At 44.4% G+C, this 18,396-nt stretch carries 15 protein-coding genes; 9 read left to right on the top strand and 6 right to left on the bottom strand.

Annotated elements, in window-relative coordinates; all coding sequences use genetic code 11:
• Positions 1-99: 99 nt before the first annotated feature.
• The 5 genes from rplY to R7Z77_RS01950 form a co-directional block, all read right to left on the bottom strand.
• Positions 100-378 carry a 50S ribosomal protein L25 gene (rplY, locus tag R7Z77_RS01970; RefSeq protein WP_005378066.1) on the bottom strand — a complete coding sequence of 93 codons (279 nt, stop codon included), beginning with the start codon at positions 376-378 and terminating at the stop codon, positions 100-102.
• 283 nt (positions 379-661) lie between these two features.
• The gene (locus R7Z77_RS01965; protein WP_005378071.1) at positions 662-2,011 is read right to left on the bottom strand and encodes an ATP-binding protein; all 1,350 of its coding nucleotides are present in this window, start codon (positions 2,009-2,011) and stop codon (positions 662-664) included.
• On the bottom strand, positions 2,001-2,660 hold the full coding sequence (locus R7Z77_RS01960) for a response regulator transcription factor (protein ID WP_005378073.1): 660 nt from the start codon (positions 2,658-2,660) through the stop codon (positions 2,001-2,003). Before R7Z77_RS01960 ends, R7Z77_RS01965 begins: the two co-directional genes overlap by 11 nt.
• Before the next feature lie 76 nt (positions 2,661-2,736).
• Complete coding sequence (locus tag R7Z77_RS01955) at positions 2,737-3,102, bottom strand: PepSY domain-containing protein (RefSeq protein WP_372036143.1); 366 nt, start codon at positions 3,100-3,102, stop codon at positions 2,737-2,739.
• Between the two features lie 155 nt (positions 3,103-3,257).
• The gene (locus tag R7Z77_RS01950; RefSeq protein WP_021707635.1) at positions 3,258-5,009 is read right to left on the bottom strand and encodes a DEAD/DEAH box helicase; all 1,752 of its coding nucleotides are present in this window, start codon (positions 5,007-5,009) and stop codon (positions 3,258-3,260) included.
• Positions 5,010-5,130: 121 nt separating this feature from the next.
• Here R7Z77_RS01950 and rsuA point away from each other — a divergent pair, with 121 nt between their 5' ends.
• The 3 genes from rsuA to R7Z77_RS01935 all read left to right on the top strand — a co-directional run bounded on the left by rsuA (position 5,131) and on the right by R7Z77_RS01935 (position 8,134).
• Complete coding sequence (gene rsuA / locus R7Z77_RS01945; protein WP_005388670.1) at positions 5,131-5,832, top strand: 16S rRNA pseudouridine(516) synthase RsuA; 702 nt, start codon at positions 5,131-5,133, stop codon at positions 5,830-5,832.
• A 437-nt stretch (positions 5,833-6,269) separates the two neighbouring features.
• Positions 6,270-7,472, top strand: coding sequence for a Bcr/CflA family multidrug efflux MFS transporter (locus tag R7Z77_RS01940; RefSeq protein WP_213967376.1), 1,203 nt, complete (start codon positions 6,270-6,272; stop codon positions 7,470-7,472).
• On the top strand, positions 7,472-8,134 hold the full coding sequence (locus R7Z77_RS01935; RefSeq protein ID WP_005378053.1) for a DUF2913 family protein: 663 nt from the start codon (positions 7,472-7,474) through the stop codon (positions 8,132-8,134). The genes R7Z77_RS01940 and R7Z77_RS01935 overlap by 1 nt, the downstream gene beginning before the upstream one ends.
• Before the next feature lie 30 nt (positions 8,135-8,164).
• On the opposite strand, the gene R7Z77_RS01930 is transcribed toward R7Z77_RS01935, so the two are convergent.
• Positions 8,165-9,616, bottom strand: coding sequence for a DUF2867 domain-containing protein (locus R7Z77_RS01930; RefSeq protein WP_213967377.1), 1,452 nt, complete (start codon positions 9,614-9,616; stop codon positions 8,165-8,167).
• Positions 9,617-9,710: 94 nt separating this feature from the next.
• Between R7Z77_RS01930 and R7Z77_RS01925 the strand changes: the two genes are divergently transcribed.
• The 6 genes from R7Z77_RS01925 (at position 9,711) to R7Z77_RS01900 (ending at position 18,339) form a co-directional block, all read left to right on the top strand.
• Positions 9,711-11,087 (top strand): MATE family efflux transporter, encoded by a 1,377-nt coding sequence (locus R7Z77_RS01925; RefSeq protein WP_213870495.1) that lies wholly within the window; start codon positions 9,711-9,713, stop codon positions 11,085-11,087.
• 187 nt (positions 11,088-11,274) lie between these two features.
• Entirely contained in the window at positions 11,275-11,946 is a 672-nt protein-coding gene (locus tag R7Z77_RS01920) for an ABC transporter ATP-binding protein (RefSeq protein WP_005378040.1), read from the top strand.
• Complete coding sequence (locus R7Z77_RS01915) at positions 11,927-14,380, top strand: ABC transporter permease (RefSeq protein ID WP_213967378.1); 2,454 nt, start codon at positions 11,927-11,929, stop codon at positions 14,378-14,380. Before R7Z77_RS01920 ends, R7Z77_RS01915 begins: the two co-directional genes overlap by 20 nt.
• A complete protein-coding gene (locus R7Z77_RS01910) occupies positions 14,380-15,504 on the top strand; it encodes a lipocalin-like domain-containing protein (protein WP_042521997.1) in 1,125 nt (374 codons plus the stop codon). Before R7Z77_RS01915 ends, R7Z77_RS01910 begins: the two co-directional genes overlap by 1 nt.
• Positions 15,505-15,834: 330 nt before the next feature.
• Entirely contained in the window at positions 15,835-16,986 is a 1,152-nt protein-coding gene (nhaA, locus tag R7Z77_RS01905) for a Na+/H+ antiporter NhaA (protein WP_005378034.1), read from the top strand.
• A gap of 717 nt (positions 16,987-17,703) precedes the next feature.
• Positions 17,704-18,339, top strand: a complete 636-nt coding sequence (locus R7Z77_RS01900; RefSeq protein WP_053306960.1) for a TetR/AcrR family transcriptional regulator — start codon at positions 17,704-17,706, stop codon at positions 18,337-18,339.
• Positions 18,340-18,396 lie beyond the last annotated feature (57 nt).

The following is an 18,396-nucleotide window of genomic DNA, read 5'->3' as shown; positions in this document are numbered from 1 at the left end:
TCCGGGGTTTTGAAATTTTTTAGATGTCTCGGTTGGTAAGTCCGATTATCTTTTATGCAAAAGGTTTGGATTTAATCCGATTAATTCCTTGGTAGGGAATTAGATGCGGATGAAGTCCATGTGTTCAACTTTTGGCTTGAACGCGTGACGTTGAACGTCTTGTGGCTTAACTTTAACTTCTTTGCCATCGATAACTAGAACGATACCTTCGTAGAATTCAGGCTTGTCCATTTGGTTTACGATGTCGTCGTGGTTAAGAACGATAGCTACTGCTGCTTCTTCACCGCCGTATACAACTGCAGGGAATTTGCCAGCGTGACGTAGGCGGCGGCTCGCACCTTTACCTAGTTCAGTACGTACTACTGCTTCGAATTTCATAGTATTTACTCTCAAATTAGTAAAAATCAAATGTTCACAATCAACAATGCGACCTTGTTGTTCGTGGTAAAGCTTGAAACAGGAACTGTTCAAGCGAGCGCGGATACTATCATTCCAATTATAAATGGGCAACCCAAATCGTATCCAAATCAACAAAAAGGTATGATTTAGCGGGGTGGAAGGCTATCCCTTTTAACGCTTTGCTTGGATTTTGTTCACATCGACTTCATTTCATCGGTTTACTGATCATGGTCCGAAAAACAAAGTTTATGTGTTATATGCTTTATGTTCGGCTGAGATGTAAGACTAAAGATGCTTTTAATCCACCTAAAGCGCTTGTATCCAATGTTAATTGACCTCGGTAACTGTGTGCCATTTCACTGACTATGTTTAGACCAAGACCTGAGCCAGGGGTTGTTTCATCCAATCTAACTCCTCTCTTGATTACTTGACTCAGTTTCTCTTTAGGGATGCCTGGCCCATCATCTTCAATAATGATGTGTATATTTTCCTTATCCTGAGAGGAGTGCACACGAATCATGCTGTTGGCCCACTTATAGCCATTTTCTAGCAAGTTACCTAGCATTTCATCGAGATCGGTCTGCTCTACTGCTACATTCAGCTCTGAATCAAGTTCATTAATTAAGGTAATGCTTCGGCTCGCATACACTTTATCAAACGCCATTGAGATAGCATCCACACGATCTGCTGGGTTCGACTTCACTGATAATATGTTCATCGATCCGGCCATACGGGCACGACCCAAATGGTAATCGATATGGTCTTGTATTTGATTGATTGGAGCTCTGAGACGGGATTGTGCCTCAGGTTCTAACGTCTGAACTTCATTTTTTAGAACAGAAAGTGGCGTTTTAAGTGCATGAGATAGGTTACCTGCATGATTGCGAGCTCTCTCTAGTAATTCTTGGTAATGGAACAGCAGAGCGTTGAGGTCGAAGATTAGAGGAGAAATCTCTTTTGGGTAGGTTTCTTCTAGACTCTTTTTATTACCAGACTTCAGCTCGGCTAATTCTTTTTGTAGCTTTGTAAGCGGACTCAATGACCAAGCAATTTGCAGTAAAATGACGGTAAGTACGCCCGCGAATAATAAACCCAAAATAAGCCAAAGTTGGCCGATTAACGTTTGAAGGGTATTTTTAATGGGCTCTTCGTCAATACCAATAATAATGTGAATAGGACCATCGTAATCAGGAAGATACAGTGCTTTTTCTAGCGTAATTAGTTTTTCGCCTCTTGCTCCATACGCATCTTTATCCAAACCTTTGTATTCGATTTTTTTGTCCCACAACGAACGAGAACGTTCGAGGCTTGCCTCTGTAGAGGCACTCCAATACAAACCACTGTAAGGTCGGTTAAATCGAGGGTCTGATAGCTGAGCTGCGAGTGAAAGATGCCCGGTGTTATCGACTTCTAACTGTGCGGCGACTTCATCCATAAAAATGCTGAGCTGTGAGCGAGTGTCATCAACCATATAGTTGTAGACCTGCGTCGGTATCGTCACACCAGCGGCGAGGATCATTGCCGTTAACCAAACGATCGCCGCTAAAACGAGGCGACTTTTGATACTCAGTCGTTTTATTGCGTTCAACGGTAGCCTGTTTCTATTCGGCATTTAATTGGTATCCCAACCCTCGGACAGTTTTGATGATCTTTGGTGCGATTTTTTTGCGAATTCGGCCGATAAAAACTTCGATTGTGTTGGAGTCACGATCAAAGTCTTGTTTGTAAATGTGCTCGACGAGTTCGGTTCGAGAAATCACTTTTTCCGGGTTATGCATAAAGTAAGCGACCACTTTATACTCTAGCGCCGTCAAGCTTACCGCTTGACCTTGCCACATGACTTTAGAAGTGCGTGTATCCAAGCTCAAGTCGCCAATTTGCATCACAGGAGAGGCATTACCAGAGGCTCTTCGCAGCTGTGCACGAATACGAGCGATAAGCTCAACCATTTCAAATGGTTTAGTTAGGTAATCGTCTGCACCTGCGTTTAAGCCTTCAACTCGCTGCGTTAGGGTGTCGCGAGCGCTTAAAATCACGACAGGAGTATTAATGTTTTCATCTCTGATGCCTTTTAGGACGGTAAGACCGTCCAGTTTTGGCAAGCCGAGGTCAAGAACAATGGCGTCCCATTCTTCCGAAGTCGCGCGATACAGAGCGTCTATGCCATCTTGGGACAATTCTGGTACCCAGCCGGTACTTTCTAATGTTTCGATGATTTGCTCGCCTAAACGAGGATCATCTTCAACAACAAGTATTTTCATATTGATGATTCTTATTATGTTTGGATTTTTATCGAAGTAAGTTACGCATCGTGTCTGGATTACGCATTAGACAAGTTTAGTTGTTTTGCGGCTTTAACGCTTTGTTAAAGCTGCGACCTTTGATCTCAAGCATTTCCAGCGTGGCGGCGTCGTACTCAACTTTCAGGACGCTATTGTTGTACAGAATTTTCAATTCATACACCCAAGCATCATCATCTTCTTCAAGCTCGACCTTGATGATGCGGCCGTATAAGTCGTTTTCTACTGCGGCGTAAAGTTCCGAAAATGGTCGTATATATCCTTGTTGAACCGCGCGATAGACCTCATCTTGATCTTCATCGAATTCGATGCGTGTTCCTGGCTTTTCGACATCTTGCACGATGGCGTGGCCATTTTGTGATGTGTACTCGTTGTCATGCTTGGCAAAACTTGGTGCACACATGAATGTCGCAATAAGGCCGAAAAGTAACGCAGAATGTAGAGAAGTCGTTGCTTTATACATAGTCAAACCTTTTCTGGAGCGTTAGCCGCAGTATATCGGATATAGATGAACAGAGAGTGAATCAGCTAATTAAGTTTTGCCATGTGTTGTGGATGTTATTTCAACTCATCTTCAAAAATTTTATCTCGCAGCTTCCAAAAGCGACCAGATTTTCTAGCAATAACAAACTGAGGCAAACGGAAACGATGTTGATTAGCGACAACGCGTGTCGGTGAAGCCTCTTCAAAAGGGCGATGCTTGTCTGCTAAGTGGGGGCGTACGAACTGATCTTTAAACGTTTGTTTTTGTTTTTTGGTACTCAATGACCAAAACTCATGAACTAACGCATTGCCTTCGCCTTGGTATGGTTCACCAGAATACGTCACCTTTAGCTGAGATTTACCATCACTGGACTTAAATACAGATAGGTCCATTTCTGTGCATTCAAAGATTAATGCATCTTTGAGATTAAGGGCTTCTTTTAGCTTTTTATCTGGGTCAACGAGCGTCGCGTCACACTCATGACAAATTCGTGCAGCGATATCGTTGTCCGCACCACATTCACCGCAGTATTTGGCACGAAAACGGTAGCCACAGTGTTCACGTTCGCCTGTGTCTTCATCTTCAAAGTAACCTTGGCAACGTCTGCCAAAATGTTCAACCAAGAAACCGTTACTATCCAACTTGCCCCAGAAGTTGTTATTGAATCCGCAAGCCGGGCAAGGAATCGTGATAATTTCACTGTCAGAGTCTGGTTTGGGATCACCGACTTCAGGTTGGTATAAATCGTAGCTGTTGCCTGCGTAATCAAGCACTAAACATTCTGATTTTCCGTCTGATAAGCGTAATCCTCGTCCTACTATCTGTTGGTACAGACTGACTGACTCTGTTGGTCGCAAAATCGCGATTAAATCGACATGCGGCGCATCAAACCCGGTTGTCAGTACCGAAACATTGACTAAGTATTTTATTTGACGATTCTTGAACGCTTGGATGATCGCATCGCGCTCCGGCGTAGGTGTATCACCAATGACGATTTCAGTTTCGCCTTCTGGCAATAAACTGTGTATCTCCTGTGCGTGTCGAACAGTTGCAGCGAAGATCATGACACCTTGACGCTCTTTCGCATATTGCATGATTTGCTCAACAATTTGTGGAGTCGCACGTTTGGCTTTATCGATCACCATGTCCATTTCTGCTTCTTTGTAGCGTCCGGTGTTAGCGGGCTTCAGCTGAGAGAAGTCGTAAGACAAAACGGGCGCATCCATCATGCGGGCTGGAGTGAGGAAGTTTTCGTCGAGCAAGTAACGGATCGGCAGTTCGAAAATACAATCGCGGAAGAATCGAGGCTCTTCGGTTCGCACTTGACCTCGGGTGTGATACTGATAAATCCAGCCCATTCCTAAACGATAGGGCGTTGCAGTTAGTCCTAGCACCTTAATGCCAGGGTTCAGTTCTCGTAAGTGAGTAATAACTTTTTGGTAGCTGCTGTTTTTGTCATCTGGCACACGATGGCACTCATCAATAACGAGCAGAGAAAACTGGTTTTTGAACGAATCTAAGTTACGTACGACCGATTGAACCGAAGCAAACACGACTTGCTGGTCAGTTTCTTTTCGTCCCAATCCTGCTGAGAAGATGGAACCTTTTAAACCATAACCTTCATACTTTGCGTGGTTTTGCTCGACCAGTTCTTTTACGTGGGCGAGGACTAACACTCGTCCTTTCGCAAGGCGAGCAAGTTCTGCGATCACCAAGCTTTTTCCTGCACCGGTTGGCAGCACGATCACTGCTGGTGTCGAGTGTTTACGAAAGTAATGAATAACGGCTTTAACCGAGTCGGCTTGATAAGGACGAAGTGTGTACATGAAAATATGTGAAATTGCTCAACTATTCGAACGAGGAACGCTATAATACCTGACTTTTATACCCAAGTGACCTTTAAACCAAGATTTAGAGATCACTTGGGTATAATTCAATGAGGTATTCATGCGTTTAGATAAATATTTGTGTGACGCTCTGGGTGCAACACGCAAACAGGCAACAAAGATCATCAAAAGTGGAGACATCACCGTTGACGGTGAGGTTCAAAAAAGTGGTGCATTTAAAGTACCTAAAGGTGCGGAAGTGATGTGGGAAGACCGTGTTATTGGTGCTCCTGGTCCTCGTTACATTATGTTGTATAAGCCTGCTGACTTTGTTTGTTCACATGAAGATGGCTACAACCAAACTGCATTCGCATTGCTTGATGAGCCTAAAATTGAAAACCTTCACTTTGCGGGCCGATTAGATGTCGACACAACTGGTTTAGTGTTGATTACGGATGATGGTAAGTGGTCTCACCGTATTACCTCACCTAAGCATAAGTGTGAGAAAACGTACCGTGTTTGGCTCGTCGATGCTATTCAGCCTGATTATGCGGAAAAGCTCGAACAAGGCATCATTTTGCGCAATGAATCAGAAGCAACATTGCCTGCTCGTTTGGAAATCGTGAACGAGGCCGAGAATGAAGTATTGTTAACTATCGTGGAAGGTAAGTATCACCAAGTGAAACGTATGTTCGCGGCGTTAGGAAATAAAGTTGAGTACTTACATCGTGAGCGTATTGGTTCTATCGAACTTGATGAGGCACTAGAACCAGGTGATTATCGCTACCTCACGCAAGAAGAAATTGATTCTATTTGGAATTAATTGTCGGCATGGGAAATTCTTTAGTTCCTAATAGGAACTAGTCTTTTGGTAGGAATTGGCTCAAAATAAATTTTCCTACCAAAATTAGTGCCTAGACAATTCCGGTGTGCTTACTCATCTCAGTGATACGCCTTTGCATTTAGCTGAGGCATGCATACTCTTATTGCAAAGCCTTCGGCTACGGTGAATGGAATGATGGTGTCAACGCCATCATTTTTACTGCATTGTGTTTGTTTCCCATAAACACATTTCGCTTTCACATGCTTTTCTATGTCGAGTTCGTCAAGGTCACACCTTGGTACATATTTGCCCTTATGATTCTCGAACGTTGGATAGAACAGGTTTTTGGCTTCTACATTCAGCGATATGAGAACTGTCCGTTATTTTCACTTTGTTCTGCAAGTATTGACGGTAGGGCTCCAACAAGAGGTAAAAGAATGACAGAAAAAGCTCAAAGTGCTCCGCAATCCCAAATCAGTTTTCTATTGTTTCTGGTACTAGGAGCGATTGGTGCTTTGACGCCTTTGGCGATCGATATGTATTTGCCTGCGATGCCGACAATTGCGAAAGATTTGGGGGTCGCGCCTGGCGCGGTTCAGATTACGTTGACGGCTTATACCGCGGGTTTTGCGATCGGCCAGTTAATTCACGGGCCGCTCGCCGATAGTTTTGGCCGTAGACCTGTGTTGATTTTAGGCGTACTTTTCTTCGGCTTGGCTGCCGTTGTGAGTGCGACAACAAATGGCATTGATGCGCTGACCTATGTACGTACGGCACAAGGTTTTGCTGGCGCGGCAGCGGCGGTCATTATCCAAGCCGTCGTGCGTGACATGTTTGACCGTGAAGACTTTGCACGCGCAATGTCCTTCGTTACTCTGGTCATTACTATTGCGCCGTTGGTGGCACCGATGATCGGTGGCCATCTCGCGATTTGGTTTGGTTGGCGTTCCATTTTTTGGGTACTAGCTATTTTCGCTGTAGTTGTGATTTTTCTCGTACTTTGGAAAATCCCTGAAACGTTACAGCCTGAAAATCGTCAGCCTCTTCGTTTCCGCACGACGCTGAGAAACTACGCCAGATTATGCTCCAATCCTGAAGCGATCGGTTTGATGCTCTCAGGTGCGTTTTCATTTTCCGGAATGTTTGCATTTTTGACGGCGGGTTCGTTTGTTTATATTGATTTATATGGTGTTCGACCAGACCACTTTGGTTACCTATTTGGTTTGAACATTGTGGCGATGATCATCATGACCAGTATTAATGGTCGCTTGGTGAAGAAAGTTGGTTCCCATGCCATGCTTCGTTTTGGGTTGTTCGTGCAACTTTTGGCGGGGATTGGTTTATTCGTAAGTTGGTTAATGGACTTCGGATTATGGGGCATTGTGCCTTTTGTTGTGCTGTTTATCGGTACATTGTCGACGATAGGTAGTAACGCGATGGCGCTGCTTTTAAGTGGTTACCCATCAATGGCGGGTACGGCGTCGTCTCTAGCGGGGACATTAAGATTCGGTATCGGTTCATTGGTTGGTGCGCTGGTGGCATCACTGCCCGGAAATGTTGCTTGGCCGATGATCATCGTGATGTTTGCTTGTTCTGTGCTTTCAGCACTGCTTTATTGGACTTTAGGAAGAAAGGCGTAATGTCGAATTACACCAAAGAAATTCAAAACTTGGTTAACTCAGCACTTGAAGAGTTAGATCAAGAGCATCGCTCAGGTAAGTTAGCCAATGCCCCTGTTGCGAATAACCATTATTTAGTGCGTTGGGTAACAAAGGCGCTAAAATCACAACGTTTCGGACGTACGGTGGGCGATGACTTAACGCGTTGGCAAAAAGCCGGTCGCTCAAAGGGGAACGATGCTGGTTTGTTGTTTATCTTTAAACGTATTTCCGCTTTTTATGCGCAATTCTTCCCTGAAGGTGAAGACTCCAAAGTGTTCAAAGATTCAGATATTGAGTCTTTTCTTGATTTGATGGAGCAAGCAGGCTGGGAAGTCTCAACGTCTGAGCAACTGATTGGGTGCGGCAAAGTACAAATCTTCACTGAAGGTCAAAACTCTTTAGCGTTATGTGCAGACCAATGCGAAAGCTGTTTTGATGGCGAGTTGCTCGTAAAGCCAATGAGTTGGTTTGTGCGTGGCAATCATGCTGAGTTTGTTGAGAAAGCAGCGCAAGCGGGCTTTATGGTTCATAAGGTAACAGACTACAAATCGATGGTGAAATACCATGGCGAGTACCTTATTTTTCCAGCAAACGAAGGCAACCAGTTAGCCGAAATTCCACTCTCGTTCAAAGCTGACTAAAGTGACATTTTGAGTGTTTAGAAGCCCCTGTTATTGGGGCTTTTTGTTTTCTAAACGGTTTGCTTCTTTCGCGATGGCTTTGACCATGCCTTTAAATATGAAGAGATGGGCTGGCATCATTGCAAACCAATAAAGCAGCCCAAGAAACCCTTGCGGGTGCCACCAGGCGGTAATATCCAGCTCTCGTTCGTCACCGAGATCTTTGATGGTAATTTCTAAACGCCCAAGGCCTGGGCCTTTCATACCAAAAAACAGTGAAAGAAACTGATTGTTATCGCAGCGAATCACTTTCCAAGAGTCAATAAAATCACCGACTTTAAGCTCTGGTCCAGGAGGAGAAACGCGAATCGGTTTTCCGCCACCAAAAAAGATATCGAGCCATTCACGTGTACGCCACAAGATGTTGGCAAAGTAATAGCCTTTTTCGCGACTCCCGATCTTTTGCGCCACTTTCCATAATGCCGCAGCGGAGGCATGAGTTTTAATGCTCGCTCCAGCTTGTTTTGGGTAATAGCCATATCCTGGTTGCCATCGACGAAGCGCTGCGGGTTCAAACCCCCAGACATTACTGCGTACAAATGTGCCTTCATCTTGAATGGTATCAGTTACCGCTTGCTCGTAGCTGATCAGCGTTTGAGGAAATCGTTCTTCAATCGCTTTGGAGTCTGCAATGTAGTCGTGCTCTAAGCCCGCAAGTAATGCTTTACCGATACTAGTTGGCACTGAGGTAACTAAACCTAGCCAGTACGATGCCATTTTCGGAGTAAGTAGCGGGGTCGACCACAGCCGATACGGCTTGTTCGTGATTCGGCAAATGACTTTGAACTGTTCGCGGTAGCTAAGTGTATCTGGCCCACCAACTTCATAAATTTGACTTTCTTCTGGAGAGGGGGCTTCTGCTAACTTCAACAAATAGTGGTTGAGATTGGGCAAGGCAATAGGGTTCGCTTTTGAGTCGACCCATTTAGGCGCGGTCAAAATAGGTAAGTTGTAGACAAAGTCACGCATGATTTCGAAAGCGGCAGAGCCGGGGCCGATGATAACGCCAGCACGCAATTCAGTTACTGGAATACCAGACTGTCGAATTATTTTTCCCGTGGCTTTACGAGCGGCTAAATGGCGAGAGTTTCCGGTTTGAGGTTGAATGGCGCTCAAATAGATAACATGCTCGACGGAGCTTTGTTCCAACGCAAATTTGAAGTTCAAAGCAAGGTTTAGTTCGTACTCAACAAAGTCATCACCTTGAGCCATCCCGTGCACGAGAAAAAATACTAAATCAAAATCGTTCACTACAGCCTTCGTGGTCTCTGCGTCAGCCAAGTCGAGATACCTTAACGTTAAATTAGGGTGAGGCTGAGTTCTTGACTCTAAATAATCAATATGTCGCGCCGCTGCTGTGACGGCGTAACCTTTATCTAAAAGTAACGGAAGAAGTTGAGAGCCAATGTAACCCGAGGCGCCTAGCACCAACACCTTTTTCATTATCTGTCCTTTTATCGTTGGTGGAATAAACACCACAGAGTATAATCATGAGACACTTTCCCCATTCTATCAATAAGTTGTCGTTGGAGCGCTTGTGACTTTTCTTTCTCAACTCTCAATACACGCAGATAAAGCATTCTTACGTCGTTTATTTGCAATCGCGTTACCAATTACACTGCAAAGCATGATGTTTTCAAGCCGAAGCCTCGTCGATGTTCTTATGCTTGGTCAACTTGGTGAAGCTGAAATTGCCGCAGTTGGAGTTGCTGCGCGCGCGACTTTCGTCACCACCATCATGTTAGTTGGGGTGACAACGGGCGGTGCGTTGTTAACCGCTCAATATTGGGGGGCTGGCGATAAAGTTGGGGTGCGTCGCAGTACCGCTTTAACATGGATGATCGCAATGATGTTTGCTGCGATTGCTGTTGCTTTGTTTGTTGTTTTTCCACAACTCATCATGAGCTTGACTACCGATTCACAAGAAGTGATTGAATTAGGGGCCAGCTATCTCATTATTTCGTCGGTTAGCATGTTTGCTGTTGCATGTGTGGCCAGTATGTCGGTGGGCCTAAGGGCGATGCACCAACCAGGCCTAAGCACTTTTTTTAGTGGTATAGGCATTTTATCTAATGTTTTTCTTAACTGGGTTTTAATTTTTGGTCAATTAGGCTTTCCTGCTCTGGGTATTACGGGAGCAGCGATCGCAACGGTAATCAGTGGCGCGATCGAAGTAGGTTGCTTGTTTGGTTATCTATGGTTGAAAAAACACATAATCGCATTTGGTTGGGATGATATACGCGCAGGATTGGTCTTAGATAAAATTACGCGTTTCTTGAGCCTCTCTTTGCCAACCACATTTAACTTCTTGGCGTGGGCTGGTGGGCTGTTTGCTTATCACGCCATCATGGGGCAAGCAGGCGTACAAGGTTTGGCGGCACTTTCCGTAATGACACCTGTTGAGTCGATCGCATTGGCGATGATGATTGGCTTATCGAATGCGGCTGCAGTTCTAGTCGGGAACCAGCTCGGCGCTCGTAATTTTGAACCCGTTTATTATCAAGCATGGGCTACGGTCATTTTGAATGTGCTTATCGCATTTGTGGTCGCCATCTTGTTGATAGTGTCAAATCAATGGATCCTTAATGCGTTTAGTGCACTGACAACAGACACTCGCGAGCTAGCTGAACAGTTTATGGTGATTCTAGCGTTGGGTGTCGTGTTACGCTCGGTGCCGATGATGGCGATTGTTGGTGTATTACGCGCGGGCGGTGATGTTAAGTTTTGTTTGTATCAAGACATCTTGGCGCAGTGGGTGATCGGGATTCCACTCGCAGCATTTGCAGCGATTTATCTCAATTGGGACCCACAATGGGTTTACTTACTCTTTTTGACGGAAGAAGTTGTGAAGTGGGCGATTTGCTTGCCAAGAATGGTTAGCCGAAAATGGATGAAAAACCTGATTGGCCAGTAAGGAGGAACAGAGTTTATTTTGGCTGCAAAAATCTGCTCAAAACGTCAACAAAATTAGCAACAGAAAGTGAATCGAGTTGCATTTGTACTTCCATAGTGTGATCAAGCATTCAAAATACTTTCTACTAACAGGATTTTAGTGTAGATTCTGATCCCAATTTTTAAACACCATCCGAGCGGCATAATCAATGTTAAAACTGTCAGACCTATGTAAAGGCTATGTAGACGGGGGAGAGTTTCACCCTGTATTACAAGGGGCAGAATTAACATTGCAGCAAGGCGACCAAGTTGCTCTGATGGGAGAAAGTGGTTCGGGTAAAAGTACTCTGCTGAATTTAATCGCCGGATTAGATACTGCTGACTCTGGTGAAGTGCAGTTTCCAAATTTTGCTATGCATGAAGCACCGGAGCATTTAAGAACCCTTTATCGCCGCAACAATATTGGTAATATCTTCCAACAATTCAATCTGCTTCCTACACTTAATATTGCCGACAATATTCGTTTTTGTCGTCAGTTAAAAGGTCTGCCGGAAGATAAAGAGTTGTGGCGTCAAATTCTTTCTGCTTTGGACTTAATGCCATTGCTAGGACGTTATCCGGAAGAGGCGTCTGGTGGTCAGCAACAACGTGCGGCGATTGCTCGCGCCCTTTATATGGAACCCAAAATCCTGCTTGCTGATGAGCCAACTGGTAGCCTAGACGAGCGAAACGCAGAAGCAGTAATGCGCTTATTAACGAGTCTCGCTCGCCAATTGGAGTGTACTTTGCTGTTAGTGACGCACAGTGAAAAAGTGGCCGCCCATATGGAAGGAAAGATTCGACTTCAAGGAGGGCAGCTACATGTTATGGCCCGTAGTTAAGGCACTACTCGGTCATTACCGTCGTTACCCTCTACAAATTATTCTTGTCTGGCTGGGATTAACTTTAGGCGTGTCCCTCCTTGTTGGTGTTACTTCTATCAACCAGCATGCAAAACAAAGTTATGCAACTGGGGAAAAACTTTTCTCTAATCCTTTGCCATACCGAATCCGAACGAAGCACTCTGCCAATAAAATTCCTCAAGGTTTCTATATTCAGTTACGTCGAGCTGGGTTTAACCAATGTGCACCGTTTGATGTGCTTCATCTAGATGCCAAGACCGATATGAGCCTGATGTTGGTGGGGATAGATCCTGTCGCGATGATCCCACTACAACAAGGAAAATCGCTAGGTGAGATGCCTGTTTTATCACTAATGAAGCCTCCTTATCCTATTCTTGTTAGTCAAGATTTGGCCGCTTACATGAGTTGGCAGGATGGGGACTTCATTGAGATGAATGACGGAAGCCGTCTTGGGCCTATTCAAGTAGATAAGGACAAGATGCTTTCGGGTACTCGGCTGGTTACTGATATATCGTTGTTGCGTATGCTCAAGCGGAGCTCAGGTTTGTCTGCGATTTCTTGTGGTGAAATGCCAGAGGAAAAGCTAATAGCACTGAAAAACATGCTGCCAAACGGAATGACGCTCGTTAGGAATACGCGTACAGAGCTTGAGTCGCTAACTAACGCATTCCATATGAATCTCACTGCGATGGGAATGCTGTCGTTTTTGGTCGGGTTGTTTATTTTTTATCAAGCGATGTCTCTGTCTTTCATCCAGCGACAACGTTTGGTAGGTATTTTGAGACAGACTGGTGTTAACGGAACACAGTTAGCGCAAGCTTTATTACTAGAGTTGTCTTTGCTCGTCTTTATTGCGTGGGCGTGTGGTAACTTTTTTGGCTTGATCTTAGCAAATGAACTTATCCCAGCAGTGTCTTCGAGCCTGAGTGATTTGTATGATGCCAACGTAGGCTTAACCATAGGATGGTCATGGCAATCTAGCTTATACAGTCTAATCATGGCAGCGATGGGTGCGTTGATATCGTGTCTGTGGCCATTAATCCGTTTGTTGAAGTCACAACCAATCCGCCTTTCTTCTCGACTGTCGCTAATGCGATTTGCTGGAAGAGAGTTCTCTTGGCAGGCGCTTGCGGCATGTGCGTTTTGTGTCGCTGCAATAGCGGTATATCAGGCGCCGAAAACACAAGAAACCGGCTTTGCTATTATTGCTCTGATGTTGGTTAGTGTGGCGTTGTTTATGCCATTTATTATGTGGCATATGTTCCAAAGTTTTTCTTATACCATGCGATGGGTTCGTGTCCGTTGGTTTTTTGCTGATGCAGCAGCCAGCATGAGCTATCGCGGTGTGGCTACGATGGCGTTTATGTTAGCGCTGGCGGCAAACATTGGTGTAGAAACAATGGTCGGAAGCTTTCGAGATACAACCGATAAGTGGCTAAATCAGCGATTAGCCGCTGATGTGTACATCTATCCGACCAACAATTCAGCCGCTAGGATGAGCGCATGGCTCCAGAATCAGCCAGAGGTGAACTCGGTTTGGTGGCGCTGGGAAAAAGATATGCCGACCGAGCACGGTGCTCTACAAGTTGTAAGTACGGGCTCTTCTGAAGGTGAGTTAGACTCACTTACCGTCAAGTTAGGTGTCCCAAATTACTGGTATCAACTGCACGCTACCAAGAGCTTAATGGTCAGTGAGTCGATGGCCTTGAAGCTGGATATCCGCCCTGGCGATTTCATTAACTTGCAAGAACCGCTTGGTGGTGATTGGCAAGTCGTAGGCGTTTACTACGATTATGGAAACCCATATAACCAGGTGATGATGTCGCACCGGAATTGGCTGTATGCATTTGCAGGTACGGGTAATGTTGGTCTTGGCGTAGTATTAAAAGATAACGTCAATGGAGAAGGGCTGAAAAATCGCTTAGAGAATGTATTCCGTCTCCCGCAAGATCGTGTGTTTGATAACGGTAATATTTATAGCCAAGCAATGAGAGTGTTTGATCATACCTTTGCGATAGCAGGAACCTTGGGCAATATCACGCTGATTATTGCCGTGTTTGGTTTATTCTTTGCGACGTTGGCAGGAGAACTTTCACGGCAGCGGCATTTTTCCTTATTAAGGTGCATGGGTGTGTCCGGAAAAGAACTTGTCGTATTAGGTGGTTTGCAGCTATTCGTCTTCGGAGCCATTTCTGCGATTATTGCAGTGCCGCTCGGCTTGGCGCTCGCACATTTGATCGTTGATATTATCATTAAGCAATCATTTGGCTGGTCTCTAGAGCTTCAAACGATTCCATGGGAGTATGCTCAAACCATTGCTTGGACGATGCTTGCCATCATGGTTGCTGGCGCATTGCCAGTTATTAGAATGATCAAAAGTACACCGATGAAGTCATTAAGGGACGCGTTGTAATGAAAAAAATGGGCTCTAAAAAACGCTTGTTGGTTTCAACGCTCATTGTTGTTACGTTCGCTTTTCTGACTGGGGCTGCTTTTTACTCAACTTTTTGGTTAGAGGCTACAGCAACACGAGAAAGCGAACTTGATTCTATCTTAACGCGTGAAAATCAAACGATTTTCGAGCCTGTACTACCTAATGAGCATGTCTCTTTACCCTCAGACTTTCGCTTTCATCCCGAGTATCAGCATGAATGGTGGCACTACTTTGCGAAACTAAAAGATGAGCAAGGCAAGATCTACAATGTTCAATGGAGCTATTTTAGGGTTGCGACGGACGAGCGAGAAACCAGCGGTTGGCAGAACCCTCAATTGTACATTTCACATGTTGTCGTCAGTCATGGCTCGCATGTATGGAAAGAGCAACGGGTAGCTAGAGGTGGGATAGGCCAAGCTGGTATGATCAATCGCCCTTTCAGGTTATGGATTGATAATTGGACTTGGCGATCACTCGGTGCGACGCCTTTCCCGGGCAACTTGAATGTGAATACTGATACGTTTGGACTTGAGCTCAATACCATGACAAGCGGCCCCTTTGTCGTGAATGGAGACAAAGGTTTCCAAGTTAAACATGCGTTGCAATCTGTTGCTTCTTTTAGCTTCAGTGCTCCATTTTTAAAAGTAAAAGGTAGCTTAAGCTTAAATGGTAAGCGATTCTCAGTGACGGGTTCTGCTTGGGCGCAAAAAGAATGGGGCAGCGGCTTAATTGGTGAGGGGCAACAAGGCTGGGATTGGTTTGTTTTCAATTTAGATGATGGTCGAGCATTAACTGTTAGCCGTTATCGTCACCATGGGCAAACACCGCACGTATTTGGCACGTTGTCGACACGCTCAGGTAAAGTCATCAACCTCTCAGACGATGATATCAGTATTAAACCAATGCAAGTGACCAGTTTATCCAATGGAAGAAGGTTACCTTTGCAGTGGATTATCAATATTCCGAAGCATCAAATTAATTTGACTACCCGCATTATCAAGTCAGATATGTGGCTACCCTTTGTAATACCTTACTGGGAAGGGCCTACTTTAGCCTCCGGCTCCAATGAGGCTTGGGGCTTTATGCAGCTGACAGGCTATTGAGTTGTGAAGAAAACCACCCCCTACGGGTGGTTTTTTAGTGCGCGAAGCTTCCTAGCTTTTTCTCAAAAGTACGGGGTTATCATGATGGTACAAGCCGTGTTATGCTGATTTTCTCATCATCTTGATAAATATTTGGTGCGACAAAAACAAATACGATCTCCGATCAAAATTGAGTGTCATGTTGGAAAATACGATGTATAGTAAACTTAACATCGAAAAAACCGAAGTTTATACTCTGAAGAAGCGATTATTCTAAAGTTTTCGACAGCTATACACTCTTATCACTCTTTGTTAATCGTTTATTAAGATAATAAATATAAGGACGAAACCATGAACGATGTCATTCGTGACTTTTTCAAAATGGAATCAGCAGGTGGTATTCTTCTCGTAATTGCAGCGGCAATTGCGATGACCATTGCTAACTCACCGCTGGGCGAAACTTATCAATCTGTACTGCATACTTATGTATTCGGTATGTCAGTTTCTCACTGGATTAATGACGGCCTAATGGCTGTTTTCTTCTTACTTATTGGCCTTGAAGTGAAGCGAGAGCTACTTGAAGGAGCGCTAAAATCAAAAGAAACCGCAATTTTCCCTGCTATTGCGGCGGTTGGTGGTATGTTAGCCCCTGCTCTTATTTACGTTGCGTTTAATGCTAACGACCCAGAGGCGGTTTCTGGCTGGGCCATTCCAGCTGCGACGGATATTGCATTTGCTCTAGGTATCATGGCGCTACTAGGTAAGCGCGTACCAGTAAGCCTTAAAGTGTTTTTGTTAGCTCTCGCTATTATCGACGATTTAGGCGTGGTTGTTATTATTGCACTGTTTTACACAGGTGATCTTTCTAGCATGGCGCTGCTTGTTGGCTTCATCATGACTGGTGTCCTGTTCATGTTGAATGCGAAGGAAGTAACGAAACTGACACCATACATGATAGTCGGCGCGATCTTATGGTTTGCGGTACTTAAATCTGGTGTTCACGCAACACTTGCAGGCGTAGTGATCGGCTTTGCTATTCCTCTTAAGGGTAAACAGGGCGAACATTCCCCACTTAAGCACATGGAGCACGCACTTCATCCATACGTGGCATTTGGTATCTTACCTCTATTCGCATTTGCAAATGCGGGGATTTCGCTAGAAGGCGTATCGATGTCAGGCCTAACTTCAATGCTGCCATTAGGTATTGCTTTGGGGCTACTGGTTGGTAAGCCTCTAGGTATCTTCACCTTTAGTTGGGCTGCTGTGAAAATGGGTGTAGCTAAGCTACCGGAAGGCATTAACTTCAAGCATATCTTTGCGGTCTCTGTGTTGTGTGGTATCGGTTTTACAATGTCTATATTCATTTCCTCTTTAGCGTTTGGAAATGTAAGCCCTGAGTTTGATACCTATGCTCGACTAGGCATCTTAATGGGCTCGACGACAGCCGCGTTACTTGGCTACGCGTTACTGCACTTTTCTTTGCCTAAGAAAGCGCAAGCGTAAGATACACACTGTTTAGTAAAGCCTCCCATTCGGGAGGCTTTTTTATGTCTGCAGATCGGCACATCAACCACTTCAGGGTGGTTACTTTTGTGACCAACTAAGGTCTAGCTTATGGAGTTGGGGCAAATCATCGAAAGAGGCGCTTGGTAAATCTACAGGCGAAAAAAAGCCCAGCCGAAAATTTGACTGGGCGGATACAAACATAGGAGTTAATAAGAAAAAAGCAGCAACGTAACAATTAGATGGAAACAAGTTTGACGGCCAGTGAAACTTCAAATGCCCTAACTGTTACGTATATTCAGACCGAGCCTTTTCCAAACAGTTCCATTTTTTTTCAAAAAATTTCTACTTAATGCTTTCTAGCTTCTTACACACCCGAAAGTAATAGAAAAGTCGAGATGGATTACCAACTTGGCGAAGTTACTAACTTCTGTGTTTCTCATTTTATCTCCCCGAGAACCGAAGATGTATTTCATACTCTCGTCGCTCACTCCGAGCCGCCAAGGCTATTGTTAGCGTTTCAATTGCGCTGGACTGAGAAATTTGATCGTTTTCTTCTGATAAGCTTCACCGGAGTATTCGATTGAATTTCAAAAGATTAGATCACACCTTTTACTGTCTGGTCAGACCAATTGGTTAAAGTGTGATGTTAATCATTTGTTAATCTTAAGTTTCGGGAGTATATTTTCAAACAGTTGTTTAATACGAGTGATTAAAATGGCCCCGAGAACATCAACAAAAGAAAAAATACTCGATGTCGCAGAAGGACTCTTTGCTGAACATGGCTTTAATGATACTTCGCTAAGAACGATAACAGGTAAAGCTAACGTTAACTTAGCATCGGTAAACTATCACTTTGGCGATAAAAAAACGCTGGTTAGAGCGGTTTTAGATAGGTATTTAGAAGCACTAATGCCGAGCATTAAGACTTCATTAATTGAGTTAAACACGCGCGATAGCTACAACATGGACGATGTCTTTGAGTCATTGCGATTACCTTTACGTACATTAAATGATGTACGCCCAAATGGTACTGCGCTATTTATGTTGTTAATTGGCCGCGGTTATACAGACGTTCAAGGTCATCTACGCTGGTTCATTACCACCAGATACGAAGAGGTACTGAACCTTTTCACTTTCTCGATAATGAAGGCGAACCCGGAACTATGTGAAGAACATTTGTTTTGGCGACTGCACTTCACGTTAGGAACCTGTGTATTTACGATGGCTTCAAGCCAAGCTCTTTCGGAGCTGGCAGAAAGTAAGTTTGAAAAGGAAGTCGATGTGAAATCTGTCGTCGATTTACTGATTCCATATTTGTCAGCAGGAATGTCAGCAAAGCAGTTGGCATAAGACAAATAAGAAAGTTAAACCAATAATAAGATTATACCCCGAGCGGTTACGTGAACA

Source organism: Vibrio sp. 1401 (genome assembly GCF_033340295.1).
The sequence above is the reverse complement of the archived record's forward strand: the minus strand, read 5'-3'. Positions and strand labels throughout refer to the sequence as shown.

What these genes read in the sequence shown, in the direction of transcription:
- rplY (WP_005378066.1), bottom strand. Translation starts at nt 378, where the DNA reads ATGAAATTCGAAGCAGTAGTACGTACTGAACTAGGTAAAGGTGCGAGC.
- R7Z77_RS01965 (WP_005378071.1), bottom strand. Translation starts at nt 2,011, where the DNA reads ATGCCGAATAGAAACAGGCTACCGTTGAACGCAATAAAACGACTGAGT.
- R7Z77_RS01960 (WP_005378073.1), bottom strand. Translation starts at nt 2,660, where the DNA reads ATGAAAATACTTGTTGTTGAAGATGATCCTCGTTTAGGCGAGCAAATC.
- R7Z77_RS01955 (WP_372036143.1), bottom strand. Translation starts at nt 3,102, where the DNA reads ATGTGTGCACCAAGTTTTGCCAAGCATGACAACGAGTACACATCACAA.
- R7Z77_RS01950 (WP_021707635.1), bottom strand. Translation starts at nt 5,009, where the DNA reads ATGTACACACTTCGTCCTTATCAAGCCGACTCGGTTAAAGCCGTTATT.
- rsuA (WP_005388670.1), top strand. Translation starts at nt 5,131, where the DNA reads ATGCGTTTAGATAAATATTTGTGTGACGCTCTGGGTGCAACACGCAAA.
- R7Z77_RS01940 (WP_213967376.1), top strand. Translation starts at nt 6,270, where the DNA reads ATGACAGAAAAAGCTCAAAGTGCTCCGCAATCCCAAATCAGTTTTCTA.
- R7Z77_RS01935 (WP_005378053.1), top strand. Translation starts at nt 7,472, where the DNA reads ATGTCGAATTACACCAAAGAAATTCAAAACTTGGTTAACTCAGCACTT.
- R7Z77_RS01930 (WP_213967377.1), bottom strand. Translation starts at nt 9,616, where the DNA reads ATGAAAAAGGTGTTGGTGCTAGGCGCCTCGGGTTACATTGGCTCTCAA.
- R7Z77_RS01920 (WP_005378040.1), top strand. Translation starts at nt 11,275, where the DNA reads ATGTTAAAACTGTCAGACCTATGTAAAGGCTATGTAGACGGGGGAGAG.
- R7Z77_RS01915 (WP_213967378.1), top strand. Translation starts at nt 11,927, where the DNA reads ATGTTATGGCCCGTAGTTAAGGCACTACTCGGTCATTACCGTCGTTAC.
- R7Z77_RS01910 (WP_042521997.1), top strand. Translation starts at nt 14,380, where the DNA reads ATGAAAAAAATGGGCTCTAAAAAACGCTTGTTGGTTTCAACGCTCATT.
- nhaA (WP_005378034.1), top strand. Translation starts at nt 15,835, where the DNA reads ATGAACGATGTCATTCGTGACTTTTTCAAAATGGAATCAGCAGGTGGT.
- R7Z77_RS01900 (WP_053306960.1), top strand. Translation starts at nt 17,704, where the DNA reads ATGGCCCCGAGAACATCAACAAAAGAAAAAATACTCGATGTCGCAGAA.